This is a genomic window from Sphingorhabdus lacus (assembly GCF_009768975.1).
In the GTDB taxonomy this organism is placed as follows: domain Bacteria; phylum Pseudomonadota; class Alphaproteobacteria; order Sphingomonadales; family Sphingomonadaceae; genus Sphingorhabdus_B; species Sphingorhabdus_B lacus.
In genome coordinates, this window is sequence record NZ_CP035733.1 from 579,975 (window position 1) to 594,887 (window position 14,913).

Sequence of the window (14,913 nt, forward strand, 5' to 3'; positions counted from 1 at the left end):
TTATCTTGAGGCTTGGCGCTGGCGCCCATTATGTAATCTCCACCTCTTGCGGCCCGGGCGGGAACCCGGGGACCCGCATGAATACAACTCTCGGGCGGCGATATAGACTCGGGGTTATAGGCACACAAGCAGCAAATTGCCGAACCGCATTTTGGGCCCGCAAAAGCTGTGGAAATGGCTCCGGGCTGTAAATAGTCGCAATGTAAACAGTTCCAGTTCGGGACGCTTTGGCTTTTCCCCACTGAAATTCCGCATTTTTCACAAAGCGGGGTCTCGAAACAGGGTTAATACAATTGAGCTTAACCAATAGTTCTGCCTTTCTCGCTACATCAGGAGGCGTGAACAAAGGTCTGTAGCCCAGATCCCGTTCCCAGCCCCAATGCTGAAGAAGGTCGAGATTATGTCAGTACGCATGGCTTTAGCGAAATTATGTGCCTGCACGTGCGGCGGCGCTTTGATCGGTGGTGGTGCGATGCAAGTCGCTGATACGCCCCCTGCTCAAGTGCACAAGGTTGCCAAGAAAAAGCACAAGGTACGCAAGATCGCGCACCATAAGCCCGTCCGCAAGGTAAAGCGCGTTCGCAAGGTTGTCCGCACGACAACAACGAGCACCTGCACACCAAGCGTTGTGACGGTTGCAAGCCAGGGCATGCCACCCATTCCCGTTCCTTTCATGCCACCTGCACCTTATGAAGGCGGCAGCAGCGGCGGCGTTCCTGTCATCATCGGCGGATCGGGCGGCTTTGGCGGCGGTTTCGGCGGCGGCTTCTTTGGCGGCTTCTCAGGCGGTGGCGGCGGAAGCAGCGGTACCGTGGTCATCTCGTCCACCTCCAGCAGCACCGGCGGTATCAGCAGCTCGACCTCTTCGGGCGGTTCGAGCACCTCGACCGGCGGCTCCAGCACATCCACGGGTGGTTCGAGCACCTCGAGCACCTCGGGCGGCGTATCGACCTCGACCGGCGGTGTCAGCACCTCGACCTCGACAGGCGGCGTTTCCACTTCAACCGGCGGCGTTTCGACCTCGACCGGTGGAATTAGTACCTCGACCGGCGGCGTTTCAACCTCGACCGGTGGCGTTTCGACTTCGACAGGTGGCGTCTCCACATCGTCGGGCAATGTCAGCACCTCAAGCGGTGCCGTCAGCAGTTCGTCTTCCTCGTCTTCGTCCAGCTCATCCTCATCCTCCAGTTCGTCGTCGAGCAGCAGCTCGTCTTCGGGTGGAAATGGCGGCGGCTCTGGCGGTCACGGTTCCTCGAGCTATGGCGGTTCAGGCGGCCACGGTTCGTCCAGCTACGGCGGTTCGGGCGGCAGCAACGGTTCGAGCGGCTCTTCGGGCAGCTCCGGCTCCAGCGGCTCGTCGGGCAGCTCGGGTTCGAGCAGCGGGTCGTCATCGTCGAGTTCGTCTTCTTCTGGCTCGTCCTCGTCTTCGGGCGGTTCATCCAGCTTTGGCGGCAGCACATCTTCCTCGTTCGGCGGCACATCTTCGGGTGCGTCTTCGTCGAGCAGCAGCTCTTCTTCATCCTCCAGTTCGTCGTCTTCGTCGAGCGGTGGATCGACGGGCGGCTCCACCGGCGGCACCGATGTTCCGGCCCCGCCTATGGTCCTGCTCTTCGGCGCAGCCGCAGCCGGCCTGTTCGCCCGCCGCCGCGCAGCCAAGAAATCCAAGGATACAATCGCAGCATAGGGGGTGCTGCCTTGTATCTGTTGAAAGGGCGGTTCTCGGAGCCGCCCTTTTTTTATGTGGGGATGTTGGGGACTGTCCCCAACACATACCCCCACACACCCTTTTTCGTTGCGAAACCTCCGGCGCGTCGGCATAGCCTGCCGCCATGCACGACTTGAAATATATACGCGAAAATCCCGAAGCTTTTGACGCGGCGCTGAAACGGCGCGGGGCGGCTGCTGTGTCGGCGTCCTTGCTGGCGCTCGATGAAAAACGGCGGGCGGTCCAGACTGAAATGCAGGCATCGCAAGCACGGCGCAATGAAGCGTCGAAAGCCATTGGTGCGGCCATGGGGAAGGGCGATACCGCCACGGCAGAAGCGCTGAAGGCCGAGGTCGCATCGCTGAAAGACAGCATGCCGCAAATGGAAGAGCAGGAACGCGCCCTGGCGTCCGAACTGGACGGGCTGCTCGCCGCTCTACCCAATTTGCCTTCGGATGAAGCTCCCGATGGAGCGGATGAGACGGAGAATGTCGAACAGCTTCGTTGGGGCCAGCAGCGCAACTTTGATTTTGAACCCAAGGACCATGCAGACCTTGGCCCGGCATTGGGGCTGGATTTTGAAACCGGCGTTGCCATTTCGGGCGCGCGCTTTACTTTCATGCGCGGACAAATGGCGCGGCTGAACCGGGCGATTGGCCAGTTCATGCTGGATCACCACACCGTGCAGCGCGGCTATACAGAATGTGCGACGCCCTATCTGGTCAAACAGGAATCGCTGTTCGGCACCGGCCAGCTCCCCAAATTTGCCGAGGATAATTTCCAGACTACCGATGGCCGTTGGCTTATTCCGACCGCGGAAGTATCGCTGACCAATAGCGTGCGCGAACAGATATTGGACGATGCCGCGCTGCCGATCCGTATGACCGCGTTGACGCCCTGTTTCCGGTCGGAAGCAGGTGCCGCAGGACGCGATACCAAGGGGCTCATTCGCCAGCACCAGTTTGAAAAGGTCGAACTGGTCTCTATCGTGCGTCCCGAAGATAGCGTTGCGGAACATGAACGGATGGTCGAGTCGGCCGAAGGCATCCTGCAGGCGCTGGAATTACCATATCGCAAGATGTTGCTGTGCACCGGCGATATGGGTGCGAGCGCGCGCAAGACCTATGATCTGGAGGTCTGGTTGCCGGGGCAGGGGCTCTATCGCGAGATTTCGAGCTGCTCCAATTGCGGAGATTGGCAGGCCCGCCGGATGAACACCCGCTATCGCCCCGCCGACAGCAAGGGGACGGCGTTCGTGCACACGCTGAACGGCTCCGGCCTCGCCGTCGGTCGTACATTGGTGGCCATTCTCGAAAATTATCAACAAGCCGATGGAAGTGTCTCAATTCCCTCGGCTTTGCTGCCCTATATGGGCGGAATTACCCGATTGGAGCCGATGGCCTGATGCGTATTTTGCTGACAAATGACGACGGCGTGAATGCGCCGGGGCTAAAGGTGCTCGAACAGATAGCGCGGACAATCAGCGACGATGTCTGGATTGTCGCCCCAGCCGAGGAAAATTCGGGTGCGGGGCATTCGCTGACTCTGACCCGTCCGGTCCGCATCCGGCAGCATGGGGACAAGCATTATTCGGTTTCGGGAACACCGACGGATTCGGTAATGCTCGGTCTGGGCGTCATCATGAAAGACGCGAAGCCGGACCTGATCTTGTCCGGCGTCAACCGCGGCGCAAATCTGGGCGATGACATCACCTATTCAGGCACCGTATCCGCCGCCATGGAAGGCGCGCTTGCCGGCGTGCGGTCAATTGCAATGAGCCAAGTCTACAGCAAGGAAGGCATGGCCGACAGCGTGCCCTTTTCCGCCGCAGAGGCTTGGGGTGAACGCGTTCTTCGGCCTTTGCTCGACATGCCGGCCACGCCGCGCACATTGATTAACATCAACTTCCCCGCGCTGTTACCGCAGGATGTCAAAGGCATCCAGGTCGCGCGGCAGGGGTTCCATGATTATAGCCGGGGCTCGATCGTCAAAGGCACCGACCCGCGTGGCTATGATTATTACTGGTTCGGCCTGCACGGCATGGTGCACACTTCGGGCCATGACACGGACCTCGAGGTCATCGAGGACGGCTATATCGCCGTGACGCCGTTGCAACTCGACCTGACGCACCGCGAGTCGCTTGCGGCGTTGCATCAGGCTTATGGGGGCTGACGGGGTTGGGGACAGTCCCCAACCGACATCAACTGCCCAGAAAAACGAAAACCAGCCCCATCGCGGCGTAGAACACCACCCAATAGCCCGCATCAATCGCGAACAGCTTACCCGATTTGCGTGCGAACAAATAATTGGTGCCAATGGCCGGCACGATATAGCCGAGGGCAATTCCGGTCGAAATCATCAGCGTTGCCCGCGTATTGGTGTCGAAGAACGCCAGCAAATGCCCCAAAAACACCGCCGAAAGCACTGAAAAGGCAAAGGTCAGCCCGTAAATCTTCAGCATATTGGCCTTTTTAAGCTCTTCTTCGGTAAAGCCATTTTCGGCCATCCAGATTTTGCCAAATATGGGCCCGTACCAAAGCCCGCCGACCAGAAATCCGGCCGCCGCGGCGACTAAAATCGCCAGTAAATTTGCATTTGCCATGATTACCTCCTCCATAGAAGGCAGGTTGTATACCCCGCAGGTGCCTTTATCCAGTCAGCATGAAAGGCGGCCATGTCTTCGCGGATTTGCTTCACCTTAGCCGTGTCCATGTCTGGCATCGGGACATGTGAGGCTTCGCAAGCCGATCGGGCAATGTCCAAAAAGGATTCGGGCTCGGCGGGTTGTCCCCATGCATCGGCTTCAAAACATTCAACCAAGCGTTCGGCTTGCAGCAATTGGGTGATTCCGTCATCGGGCTTTTCCGCCCGCGTCGCGCTCGCATGGCCACCCGATTTAGCCAAGGCCTGAATTTCTTCTGGATTTAAGCCCTGCTCGACCTTGCCCCAAAATGCATCATGCATCGACAGAGCCTGTTCGACAAAGAAGTGAACAGCGTCGTGCAACGTCGGTCCCTTCTTAGGGAAACTCAGTTTTTCCATTGATCCATTGTCTCGGGTGGCGACAATCCAGTCTCGGTCCGATCCCTTTGTGAACTCAATCTTCAACATGGTCGCTTCTTTCTCGAAAAACCTGCGCCGGATGCCATTGTACTGGCGCCGTGACAAGCGCGTACAAACCCGCTATGCGCGCCGCCATCATGGCAACTCAAATCAAAGCAGCGCCCAAGGTGGGCATGGTCTCCCTCGGCTGTCCCAAGGCACTGGTCGACAGCGAACGTATTCTGACGAAGCTGCGCGCCGACGGCTATGGCCTGTCGCCCGATTATGCAGGTGCAGACGTGGTGTTGGTGAACACCTGCGGATTTCTCGACTCTGCCAAAGAGGAAAGCCTTGAAGCCATTGGTGAGGCGATTGCCGAAAATGGCCGGGTGATTGTTACCGGATGCATGGGCAATGAAGCCGACGTCATTCGCGCCCGTTTTCCGGACGTTTTGGCCATTACCGGCGCGCATCAATATGAAGATGTGGTGTCCGCCGTCCACGCTGCAGCCCCGCCCGCGCGCGGTGCTTTTGTCGATCTGGTGCCCGAGGGTGGCCTGAAACTGACACCCCGCCATTATAGCTATTTGAAGATTTCCGAAGGCTGCAACCATAGCTGCGCCTTTTGCATCATCCCGTCACTGCGGGGCAAACTCGTCAGCCGCCGGATTGATGCCGTATTGCGTGAAGCAGAAAAGCTGGTGTCCGCGGGGACCAAGGAATTGCTGGTCATTAGCCAGGATACATCGGCCTATGGCGTTGATACGCGCCATGAAAGCCGGGAGTGGAAAGGTCGCGACGTCCGCGCGCATATGACCGATCTGGCCCGCGAGCTGGGCGGTCTGCGGACAAGCGAAGGCGTCGCGCCATGGGTGCGGCTGCATTATGTCTATCCCTATCCGCATGTGGATGATGTGATCCCGTTGATGGCGGAAGGTTTCCTGACGCCTTATCTCGACATTCCGTTCCAGCATGCCGCGCCCAATGTGCTGAAGGCCATGAAACGGCCCGCAAATGAAGCCAAGGTGCTCGAACGCATTCGCAACTGGCGTAATATTGCGCCCGATATCGCAATCCGCTCCAGCTTTGTCGTCGGCTTCCCCGGCGAAACCGAGGCGGATTTTGAATATTTGCTCGAATGGCTGGACGAAGCACAACTCGACCGCGTTGGTGCGTTCCGTTTCGAACCGGTCGAAGGCGCGCAGGCCAATGCGCTGCCCAATCCGGTGCCGGAAGAGGTAAAGGAAGAGCGTTTCCAGCGGATCATGGCCAAAACCGCCGCCATCAGCGCGGCGAAACTGGCAGCGAAGGTGGGACGCACTTTGCCGGTCATCATCGACGAAATTGGTGAACCCGACGAAGACGGCAGCATCGGCGCCACGGGCCGCAGCCAGGCGGATGCGCCGGAAATCGACGGCCATGTCTACCTGCGCGACGTCGCGGCGACCGTGAAGGAAGGCGATATCGTTTCGGTCGCGATCGAGGATGCGGATGAGCATGACTTGTTTGGGGTGATTGCGGGGTAGGGTTCTGTACGGCGTTGGGGACTGTCCCCCTGGGGACTGTCCCCTGACCACCACACATCGCTTGCCGCGAAAAAACATCTGGGATAGTCGGAGCGAAACCCGATAACCGAAAGTCCCCCATGTCCGACGATAATCCGCTTCCTACCGGCTACCAGCTTTCGGCGTTGGATCCGACCTATCGCGAGACACCGTGGGTGCCGCTCGACCGGCTGCGCGCGGCGGATCCTGTGCATCATGACCAGCAACTGGGCCGCTATTTCCTGACCCGTGGCGCGGAAGTGTCCGAGCTTATCAAAAATCGTGAACTGAATGCCGACCCGCGCAAGGCCAATGACGGCAGTTTTTCCAAGACGCTGTACGGGAATAACAGCAAAGAGCTTTCGATCCTGATGCTCGATGACCCTGAGCATAAGCGGCAGCGGACGTTGGTATTGCAGGCGTTTAACAAGCGGTCGGTCGATGCGCTGCTGCCCCGGATCGAGCAGATCGCGTGTGACCTGCTTGACGACATCGCCGCTACGGACGGCGAGTTTGATTTTGTGCAGCTTTTCGGGTCGCCCCTGCCGACCACGGTGATGGCGGAATTGCTGGGGATCAATGCGGCGGATCGCAAGGATTTCCGCCGCTGGTCGCTGGGCTGTATGCAGGCGCTCAATCCCTTCCGCACGCCGGAGCAGACGGCCTTATATGAAGAATCGACGACCGTGCTCGCCGATTATCTGGCGCGCGAGGTCGACCTGCGGCGGACTAACCCGAGCGATGATCTCATCACCCGGCTAGCGCAGGCCGAGGAGGCGGGCGATACACTGACCACGCAGGACATCGTGTTGTTGATCCGCTTGCTGCTGATCGCGGGGAATTCGACCACGACCGACATGCTGGGGGCAGGGGTCGTTCAATTGCTGAAAAATCCCGACCAGCTCGCCAAATTCCGCGCGCGCCCGGACCTGCACGACAATGCGATGGACGAAATCCTGCGTGTCGAACCGCCAGTGACGCAAGTGCTGCGCAGCGCGCATCAGGATATGCAGGTTGCCGACAAGCAGGTGAAGCAGGGCGACACGATCCACATGTCGCTCTTTGGCGTGCATTTCGATCCGGAGGTCAATCCCGACCCGCTGAAATTCGACATTGAGCGGCCCAATATCCAGCATTTCGCCTTTGGCGGCGGCGCGCATTATTGCCTTGGCGCGGGGCTGGGCAAGGCGCAGGCGAAGATTGCGCTGCCGTTGCTGTTCGAACGCTTCCCCGACCTCGCCTTTGCACCGGGCCGCGAGGTAAAGCACAAGATCGCACCTGCCTTTAACGGCTATGGCGAAATCTGGCTGGTGAAGTAACCGCTACCCCTTTTTGGGCGGTAGCGGGAAGAAGCCGGACGTGCGGGCCACATATTCGGCATAGCCCGGCCGCGTTTTCTTCATGCCATATTCCAGCAACGGTTTGCCCGACCATTTGGTGAGCGTGAAGGTCAGGAACAACGGGCCGACGATGCTGATCCAGCCGGGCAGGCCCGATTCCGCAGCAATCAGCCATATGCCCCACCAGGTGCAGGCATCGCCGAAATAATTGGGGTGGCGGGTATAGCGCCACAGGCCGGTGTCGAGCACCTTACCCTTGTTGGCCGGATCCTTGCGAAAGGCGTTGAGCTGCGCGTCGCCGATGGTTTCAAAGGCGATACCGATCAGCGCGATGGCGGCACCAACGGCGCCGAGCGGGCCAATAACGGTGCGGCCACCCTCGCTCGCCCAGATGCCAAGCTGCGCCGGAAGGCAGGTAATGAACAGCAGCGGCGCCTGCGTCAGAAATACTGCGATCAGCGACGTTTTGGCCCAGCTCCAGCCCTTTTTCTCCATACGGCTGGCCATGATCTTGGTATAGCGCGGGTCTTCGCCATGCGCGCGCCAGCGGACCCATAAATGGATCGTCAGCCGCATTCCCCACAGCGTCGTCAGTCCCAGAATAAGGTTGGAGCGCGCGCCGGGATTAGCCGACTGCGCCCATGTCGCCCACGCCAGCACGACCATGCCAAATGCCCAGAAGGCATCGATAAAGGACACATCCCGGATCCGCACCGAATATGCCCAGAGCAGCAATATCGCGACCATCAGCGCCACGCCGTTCAGGGCGAGAGTAGAAAAAACATCGGTCATTCTTCGTCCTTCGCCAACACTGCGGTCATGCCCTTTGCAGGATGCTTGGGCGTCACCTTGGCATAGATTTCGGCCACTTTGGCCATGTCCGCCTTATAGTCGCCCGTTGGCCAAATTGCGGGACCCAGTCCACCGGATTTGGACGGATAGTCCATCATCCCGACCACGAGCGGCACGCCCGCGCCTACCGCGATATGGTAGAAACCCGTCTTCCACGCCTTCACCGTATCACGGGTCCCCTCAGGCGCAATGGTCAGCATGAATTCGGTGCGCCGCTGAAATTCGTCGACCATCTGCTGGACATAATTTTTGCTCGACGACCGGTCGACCGGCACGCCGCCCATATCGAGCATGAAATTTTTCCAGGGCCAGCGGAAGAGCGAGCTTTTGGCCATGAAATGTGGACGGATACCGAGTTCATCGGTCAGTCCGAGAAAATAGACAAAGTCCCAATTGGAGGTGTGCGGGGCGGCGATAAGCACGAATTTGCGCGGTTCCGGCACAACTCCATGCGCGCGCCAACCATGCCGCCGGTAGATGCCGACCAGTGCTTTTCGGAAAAGCCGGGAAATCCAGCTTGGCTTCCGCTCCTCAAATGACATTCTTGTCCTCCCCGGATCTCTGCTTAACGAAGTTACCGCCTGCTGCAAACGGCTTGTTTCAAAGATACGCAGGCGCTAGGCATCCGGACGCAATGACAACAAATAAGCGGGAAAAATAATGTCGCAAAACGCGCAGGGTGCAATACCGGTGATATCCTCAACGGGATTGTTTACGCCGACCGATACGATCAGCAATGAAGAGCTCGTCGCCAGCTTCAACGCCTATGCGGACCGCTATAATGCAGCGCATCCCGATGCCGAGCCGCTGACCCACAGCTCGGTCGAATTTGTCGAAAAGGCGAGTGGCATCAAATCCCGCCATGTGATGGACAAGGCTGCAATCCTCGATCCCGATATCATGGAGCCACGTTATCCCGAACGGCCCAACGACCAGATTTCGCTGATGGCGGAAATCGGCGTCGCCGCTTGCCGGCAAGCGCTAGAGGCCGCCGGACGCGATGTGGCTGATGTCGACGCGGTTTTATGCGCTGCATCCAATATGCAACGTGCCTATCCGGCAATGGCGGTCGAAATACAGCATGAGCTCGGAATGCAGCGCGGCTTCGGCTTTGACATGAATGTTGCCTGTTCGTCCGCCACCTTCGGTATCCAGACCGCCGCCGACTATATCCGTAGCGGCAATGCAAAGTCGGTATTGGTAGTCAATCCGGAAATCACCTCCGGCCATTTGAACTGGCGCGACCGCGACAGCCATTTTATTTTCGGCGATGTCGCAACAGCGATACTGGTCGAGGCGCGTGATATTGCTCCGGAACAGCATTGGGAAATTCTCGGCACCCGCCTGAAGACCCAGTTTTCCAATAATATCCGGAACAATTTCGGTTTCCTGAACCGCGCCCATGGCGACGGTCCTGTCGACCAGAGCGGACCGCGCAACGACAAGCTGTTCGTGCAGGAAGGGCGCAAGGTTTTCAAGGAAGTGGTGCCGATGGTCGGGCAGATGATCCTGGAGCATGCCGACAGTCTGGGGCTGTCCGGATCGGACTTGCGCCGCATGTGGCTGCATCAGGCCAATACCGGCATGAACCGCCTGATCGCGCATAAGGTTTTGGGACATGAAGCCAGCGAAGATGAAAGTCCGACCGTGCTTGACACCTATGCCAATACGTCCAGCGCCGGTTCGATCATTGCTTTCCACAAGCATAATGCCGATCTTTCGGCGGGCGATGTGGGGCTGATCTGTTCGTTTGGCGCGGGTTATTCGGCCGGCTGTGTCTTTGTTCGCAAGGTCGCCTAAGCCACTTTCATATTTTTCAGTCCGGCGCTGATGTCAGTGTCGCAAGGCCAGCGCCGGATTTGTTTTGATGATGTGCTCGTAAACCGCCGGATAGAGTTTCCGTTTGAATTCGCAGCCATAATAGTCGTTCTCGTGCCAGGCGATCCGGGCTTCCATCGCCTCTAATCCCGGCATGGTCAGAAAAATGGTGCGATCCTTGGGGATCAGGAAAACACAATGCATCCGGAAACCTGATTGCGACAGGTCTATAACGGATATCTTTTGCTTCCCTCCGCCTCTTTCCCGGACTTCACCGGCAATGCGGACCTCGTCCCGTCGGAACAGGCGCGAGTTAAAGAGATGTTCGTCTCCAGCCAACCGCTGCCTCCTGCTAAACGGAAATATAGTTTCCTTAACGGCAGCGGCAAGCAATCCTTTATGTCCGCTTCGGATCAATCCAATATCATGGCGAGCAGGATATAGATCAGGATCGGCGAACCAAAGCCAATCAGGGTGGCTACCGCAAAGATCAGGCGAACGATCATCGGGTCAATCCCGGACCAATTTGCCAATCCAGCGCATACGCCGAGGATCTTCTTATTGGCTTTATCCAGAACCAAACGTGCCATTTTTATAACTCCCTAAACAAGATGAATGTGGATGGTTTGCGCCGTCTTAAGCAACGAGGCTTGCAACAGGAGCAACAGCGGGTGCAACGCTCAGGCCGATGGTGATGAATGCGCATACAACTGCTGCAAAGACCGATACGATTTGATTACGCGAAGACTGTGTCATTTTAAGTTCCTTTTCAATTTGCCGAACCATTCCGGCTATGCAGACTACTGTGCACGGGGTGTGCCAGTTTTGAAAAAGACATATAATACAATGCTATAATTGAATTATGAAGCAATCGTCAGTGTTGTAACATTTCATAAAGTGGTGAAATATCCCAATAGTTGGTAAGTGGATTTCGCCAAATAACCGGGTTGACCCTAGCCCGCCATGATATAGCAGAAACGGCAGATGGCCCTTTCCCGACTGACCCTGACCGAATTTCGCAATCACGTCCATCTGACGTTGACTCCGCAAGCGCCGTTCATTGCGCTCTACGGCGCGAACGGGGCGGGGAAAACGAATATATTGGAAGCGGTATCCTTGCTGGTCCCGGGGCGGGGGTTGCGCCGTGCGGCCCTTTCCGAAATGGCCTATAGCGCGGGGAGCGGCGGCTTTTCGATTTCGGCCGAGCTCGATGGTACCGTCATCGGCACCGGTATAGACGCTGCCCAGCCCGAACGGCGCAAAGTGCGCATCAACAGCGCCAATGCCACGATCAACAATCTGGCGGAGTGGATTTCGGCGATTTGGCTGACCCCGGCGATGGACCGGCTCTTTGTCGATGGTGCCGGCGCGCGGCGGCGGTTTCTGGACCGGCTGGTCCTTGCACTAGAGCCGAACCACGCCCGCAACAGCAGCCGCTATGAAAAGGCCGTGCAGCAGCGCAACCGCATCCTGACGTCGCCGGATGGCGCGGATCCTCTTTGGCTTGACGCGATTGAAGCGCAAATGGCCGAGAGCGGGGCGGCGATCATCGAAGCGCGGGCGCGCATGTTGCAGTCGCTGGCCGTTCAACTGGACCATGCGCCGACGGACCCTTTTCCAGTGCCTGCAATTATTCTGGCGATGGACGGCCCGGTTTCGGCTGATGATCTTAAAGCCCATTGGCGCACGACACGGCGCAAGGATGCCGGGGCAGGGCGCACTCTGACCGGCCCCCACCGCGCCGACCTGGTCGTGCACAACCGTGCCAATGGGCAGGCGGCGGACCGCTGTTCGACCGGCGAGCAGAAGGCACTGATGCTCTCGCTTATCCTCGCCCACGCGGCACTGGTATCCGCGCAGCGTGGCGCGCCGCCGATTTTATTGCTCGACGAAGTCGCCGCCCACCTCGACCCCGACCGCCGCGCGGCGTTGTTCGCGCGATTGGGTGAGACGGGCGCACAGGTGTGGATGACCGGAACCGAAGCCGCGTTGTTCGACGCCATCGGCCCCGCGGCGCATTTGGTAGCGGTTCCGGGAGTGGGTTGAAGTTTTGAACCGTCCCAAACCGCATTTCGCAAGAAGATGTGGGTGCACCAATTAGTTACACCACACCGTCACCCTGAAACAAGTTCAGGGTGACGGGGCTATTGAGAGACCTGGACTGATTATGATTGCACGTTGAGTTCGGTCGTGCCGAAGTAACGGTCAGCATAGCGAACCGGGGAACTGCCCTTCACAGGACAATTCCCCGTCATCAATCACTTCGCCTTGCTGGCTTTACCCGTCGCCTTTTTGGGTGCCTTGGGCTTGGCGGCCTTGGGCGGGGCGGGGGTTATTTCGAAGGCGGGGGCGCCGTCTTTCATGTGCACTGCGACTTCGCCACCATGCACCAGCTTTCCGAACAGCAATTCTTCGGCCAGCGGTTGCTTGATCTTTTCCTGGATCAGGCGGCCCATCGGGCGTGCGCCATAGAGCTTGTCATACCCGCGCTCGGTCAACCAGGCACGCGCCTCGTCGTCGAGCTTGATATGGACATTCTGGTCGGCCAGTTGCAGTTCGAGTTGCAGAATGAACTTGTCGACCACGCGTGCCACAACCTCGGTCGGCAGATAGCCAAAGGGCACCTGCGCATCGAGACGGTTGCGGAATTCAGGGGCGAACAGCTTCTTCACGGCTTCGTCGCCTGCATCTTCCTTGCTGATATTATTGCCGAAGCCGATGCCTTCCTTCGCCATGTCGCTGGCGCCGGCATTGGTCGTCATGATCAGGATGACATTGCGGAAATCGACCGTCTTGCCATGATGATCGGTCAGGCGGCCATTATCCATGACCTGCAGCAGAATGTTGAACAGGTCCGGATGGGCCTTTTCAATTTCATCGAGCAACAGCACGCAATGCGGGTTCTGGTCGACCGCATCGGTCAGCAGACCGCCCTGGTCAAAACCGACATAGCCCGGAGGTGCACCGATGAGGCGCGAGACCGAATGGCGTTCCATATATTCGCTCATGTCAAAACGCTTGAGCGGGATGCCCATGATCGTTGCCAACTGGCGCGCAACTTCGGTCTTACCAACGCCCGTGGGGCCGGAGAACAGATAGTTGCCGATGGGCTTGTCGCCGTCACGCAAACCGGCACGCGACAATTTGATCGCGCTGGCGAGCACTTCGATGGCCTTGTCCTGCCCGAAGACCACACGCTTCAGATCGGCTTCGAGCGTGCCCAAAGCGGTCTTGTCGTCGGTCGACACATTTTTCGGCGGGATGCGCGCGATTGTGGCAATAACGGCCTCAATCTCGCGTGCGGTGATCAGCTTGCGGCGCTTGGACGGCGCAACGAGCATCTGCATCGCGCCGACTTCGTCGATGACGTCGATGGCCTTGTCCGGCAATTTGCGGTCGTTGATATAGCGCGCGGAAAGTTCCACAGCGGCCTTCAGCGCGTCGGGCGTATATTTGACCTTGTGATGGTCTTCAAAGGCACTGCGCAGACCGGCCAGGATCTTGATCGTGTCGTCGATTGTGGGTTCGTTGACGTCGATCTTCTGGAACCGGCGCAGCAGGGCGCGGTCTTTTTCGAAATGGTTGCGGAATTCCTTGTAGGTCGTCGACCCGATGCAGCGGATGGTGCCGCCCGACAAAGCCGGTTTCAGTAGGTTCGACGCATCCATTGCGCCGCCGCTGGTTGCGCCAGCGCCGATGACGGTGTGGATTTCATCAATGAACAGGATCGCGTCAGGCAGCTTTTCAAGCTCCGATACCACGGCCTTCAACCGTTCTTCAAAGTCACCGCGATAGCGCGTGCCTGCAAGCAAGGCGCCCATGTCGAGCGAGTAGATGACGGCGGGCAACAGTACTTCGGGAACCTGCTTTTCGACGATGCGCCGCGCAAGTCCTTCGGCAATGGCAGTTTTGCCGACGCCGGGCTCGCCCACATAAAGCGGGTTGTTCTTCGACCGGCGGCACAGGATCTGCACCGTGCGGTCGACCTCGGCCGTGCGCCCGATCAACGGATCGATGCGGCCCTGCTTTGCCTTTTCGTTCAGATTGACGGTGAACTGGTCAAGCGCGCCTTCTTTCTTGTCCTTCTTGGTCTTGCTTTCCTCTGGTTCTTCACCCTTTTGTTCGCTGCCTTGCACCTGGCGAGGTTCAGCCAGCTTGCCGTCCTTGCCAATGCCGTGGCTGATATAGGATACCGCGTCGAGGCGGCTCATATCCTGCTGTTGCAGGAAGTAGACGGCGTAGCTTTCCCGTTCGGAAAAGAGTGCCACGAGCACATTTGCGCCGGTGACGACATCCTTGCCGGAGCTTTGGACGTGCAAAATTGCCCGTTGCACCACCCGCTGGAAACCGCTGGTGGGGGAGGGGTCAACCTTGCCTTCGACGCGCAGGCTCTCGAGCTCGCTGTCGAGATAGGTGATGACGACGTCGGACAATTCACCGAGATCTACACCGCAGGCCTGCATCACCTTGGCGGCATCGGCATCGTCGATCAGCGCGAGCAGAAGATGCTCCAGAGTCGCATATTCATGGGCGCGGTCGCCTGCATGCTTGAGCGCGTTGTGGAGCGTTGCTTCCAGCGATTCCGCAAATGATGGCATGGTGTTGTTCCTTA

The 14,913-nt window shown here is 58.5% G+C and carries 14 protein-coding genes; 7 read left to right on the forward strand and 7 right to left on the reverse strand.

The annotated features are described in order from the left end of the window. Positions 1–400: 400 nt before the first annotated feature. The 3 genes from EUU25_RS02585 to surE all read left to right on the forward strand — a co-directional run bounded on the left by EUU25_RS02585 (position 401) and on the right by surE (position 3,877). Positions 401–1,684 (forward strand): hypothetical protein, encoded by a 1,284-nt coding sequence (locus tag EUU25_RS02585; protein WP_158898025.1) that lies wholly within the window; start codon positions 401–403, stop codon positions 1,682–1,684. Between the two features lie 145 nt (positions 1,685–1,829). After that, complete coding sequence (gene serS / locus EUU25_RS02590) at positions 1,830–3,110, forward strand: serine--tRNA ligase (RefSeq protein WP_158898027.1); 1,281 nt, start codon at positions 1,830–1,832, stop codon at positions 3,108–3,110. Further along, entirely contained in the window at positions 3,110–3,877 is a 768-nt protein-coding gene (gene surE, locus EUU25_RS02595) for a 5'/3'-nucleotidase SurE (protein WP_158898029.1), read from the forward strand. Before serS ends, surE begins: the two co-directional genes overlap by 1 nt. Before the next feature lie 28 nt (positions 3,878–3,905). Here the strand turns inward: surE and EUU25_RS02600 are convergent, their stop codons facing one another. Beyond that, on the reverse strand, positions 3,906–4,307 hold the full coding sequence (locus EUU25_RS02600) for a DUF1761 domain-containing protein (protein ID WP_158898031.1): 402 nt from the start codon (positions 4,305–4,307) through the stop codon (positions 3,906–3,908). A 2-nt stretch (positions 4,308–4,309) separates the two neighbouring features. Next, positions 4,310–4,816, reverse strand: a complete 507-nt coding sequence (locus EUU25_RS02605; RefSeq protein WP_158898033.1) for a hypothetical protein — start codon at positions 4,814–4,816, stop codon at positions 4,310–4,312. Between the two features lie 74 nt (positions 4,817–4,890). Here EUU25_RS02605 and rimO point away from each other — a divergent pair, with 74 nt between their 5' ends. Next, positions 4,891–6,273, forward strand: a complete 1,383-nt coding sequence (rimO, locus tag EUU25_RS02610; RefSeq protein WP_158903047.1) for a 30S ribosomal protein S12 methylthiotransferase RimO — start codon at positions 4,891–4,893, stop codon at positions 6,271–6,273. A 119-nt stretch (positions 6,274–6,392) separates the two neighbouring features. Then, on the forward strand, positions 6,393–7,610 hold the full coding sequence (locus EUU25_RS02615; RefSeq protein WP_158898035.1) for a cytochrome P450: 1,218 nt from the start codon (positions 6,393–6,395) through the stop codon (positions 7,608–7,610). Between the two features lie 3 nt (positions 7,611–7,613). Here EUU25_RS02615 and EUU25_RS02620 read toward each other — a convergent pair whose 3' ends face one another. Together EUU25_RS02620 and EUU25_RS02625 are read right to left on the reverse strand one after the other, a co-directional pair. Then, positions 7,614–8,423, reverse strand: coding sequence for a DUF1295 domain-containing protein (locus EUU25_RS02620; RefSeq protein WP_158898037.1), 810 nt, complete (start codon positions 8,421–8,423; stop codon positions 7,614–7,616). Beyond that, positions 8,420–9,025: a lysophospholipid acyltransferase family protein gene (locus EUU25_RS02625; protein ID WP_158898039.1), complete on the reverse strand. Its 606-nt coding sequence runs from the start codon at positions 9,023–9,025 to the stop codon at positions 8,420–8,422. Before EUU25_RS02625 ends, EUU25_RS02620 begins: the two co-directional genes overlap by 4 nt. Positions 9,026–9,143: 118 nt before the next feature. Here EUU25_RS02625 and EUU25_RS02630 point away from each other — a divergent pair, with 118 nt between their 5' ends. Further along, positions 9,144–10,283, forward strand: a complete 1,140-nt coding sequence (locus EUU25_RS02630) for a beta-ketoacyl-ACP synthase III (protein ID WP_158898041.1) — start codon at positions 9,144–9,146, stop codon at positions 10,281–10,283. Between the two features lie 33 nt (positions 10,284–10,316). Here EUU25_RS02630 and EUU25_RS02635 read toward each other — a convergent pair whose 3' ends face one another. Then, a complete protein-coding gene (locus EUU25_RS02635; protein ID WP_158898043.1) occupies positions 10,317–10,640 on the reverse strand; it encodes a PilZ domain-containing protein in 324 nt (107 codons plus the stop codon). 74 nt (positions 10,641–10,714) lie between these two features. Then, the gene (locus tag EUU25_RS02640) at positions 10,715–10,891 is read right to left on the reverse strand and encodes a PspC domain-containing protein (RefSeq protein ID WP_158898045.1); all 177 of its coding nucleotides are present in this window, start codon (positions 10,889–10,891) and stop codon (positions 10,715–10,717) included. Positions 10,892–11,285: 394 nt separating this feature from the next. Here EUU25_RS02640 and recF point away from each other — a divergent pair, with 394 nt between their 5' ends. Beyond that, complete coding sequence (gene recF / locus EUU25_RS02645; RefSeq protein WP_158898047.1) at positions 11,286–12,347, forward strand: DNA replication/repair protein RecF; 1,062 nt, start codon at positions 11,286–11,288, stop codon at positions 12,345–12,347. 212 nt (positions 12,348–12,559) lie between these two features. On the opposite strand, the gene clpA is transcribed toward recF, so the two are convergent. Continuing rightward, positions 12,560–14,899, reverse strand: coding sequence for an ATP-dependent Clp protease ATP-binding subunit ClpA (gene clpA, locus EUU25_RS02650; protein ID WP_158898049.1), 2,340 nt, complete (start codon positions 14,897–14,899; stop codon positions 12,560–12,562). Between the last annotated feature and the right edge of the window lie 14 nt (positions 14,900–14,913).

Coding starts and splice junctions, on each gene's coding strand:
- serS (WP_158898027.1), top strand. CDS start 1,830: ATGCACGACTTGAAATATATACGCGAAAATCCCGAAGCTTTTGACGCG.
- EUU25_RS02600 (WP_158898031.1), bottom strand. CDS start 4,307: ATGGCAAATGCAAATTTACTGGCGATTTTAGTCGCCGCGGCGGCCGGA.
- EUU25_RS02615 (WP_158898035.1), top strand. CDS start 6,393: ATGTCCGACGATAATCCGCTTCCTACCGGCTACCAGCTTTCGGCGTTG.
- EUU25_RS02620 (WP_158898037.1), bottom strand. CDS start 8,423: ATGACCGATGTTTTTTCTACTCTCGCCCTGAACGGCGTGGCGCTGATG.
- EUU25_RS02585 (WP_158898025.1), top strand. CDS start 401: ATGTCAGTACGCATGGCTTTAGCGAAATTATGTGCCTGCACGTGCGGC.
- EUU25_RS02640 (WP_158898045.1), bottom strand. CDS start 10,891: ATGGCACGTTTGGTTCTGGATAAAGCCAATAAGAAGATCCTCGGCGTA.
- rimO (WP_158903047.1), top strand. CDS start 4,891: ATGCGCGCCGCCATCATGGCAACTCAAATCAAAGCAGCGCCCAAGGTG.
- surE (WP_158898029.1), top strand. CDS start 3,110: ATGCGTATTTTGCTGACAAATGACGACGGCGTGAATGCGCCGGGGCTA.
- recF (WP_158898047.1), top strand. CDS start 11,286: ATGGCCCTTTCCCGACTGACCCTGACCGAATTTCGCAATCACGTCCAT.
- EUU25_RS02630 (WP_158898041.1), top strand. CDS start 9,144: ATGTCGCAAAACGCGCAGGGTGCAATACCGGTGATATCCTCAACGGGA.
- EUU25_RS02625 (WP_158898039.1), bottom strand. CDS start 9,025: ATGTCATTTGAGGAGCGGAAGCCAAGCTGGATTTCCCGGCTTTTCCGA.
- clpA (WP_158898049.1), bottom strand. CDS start 14,899: ATGCCATCATTTGCGGAATCGCTGGAAGCAACGCTCCACAACGCGCTC.
- EUU25_RS02605 (WP_158898033.1), bottom strand. CDS start 4,816: ATGTTGAAGATTGAGTTCACAAAGGGATCGGACCGAGACTGGATTGTC.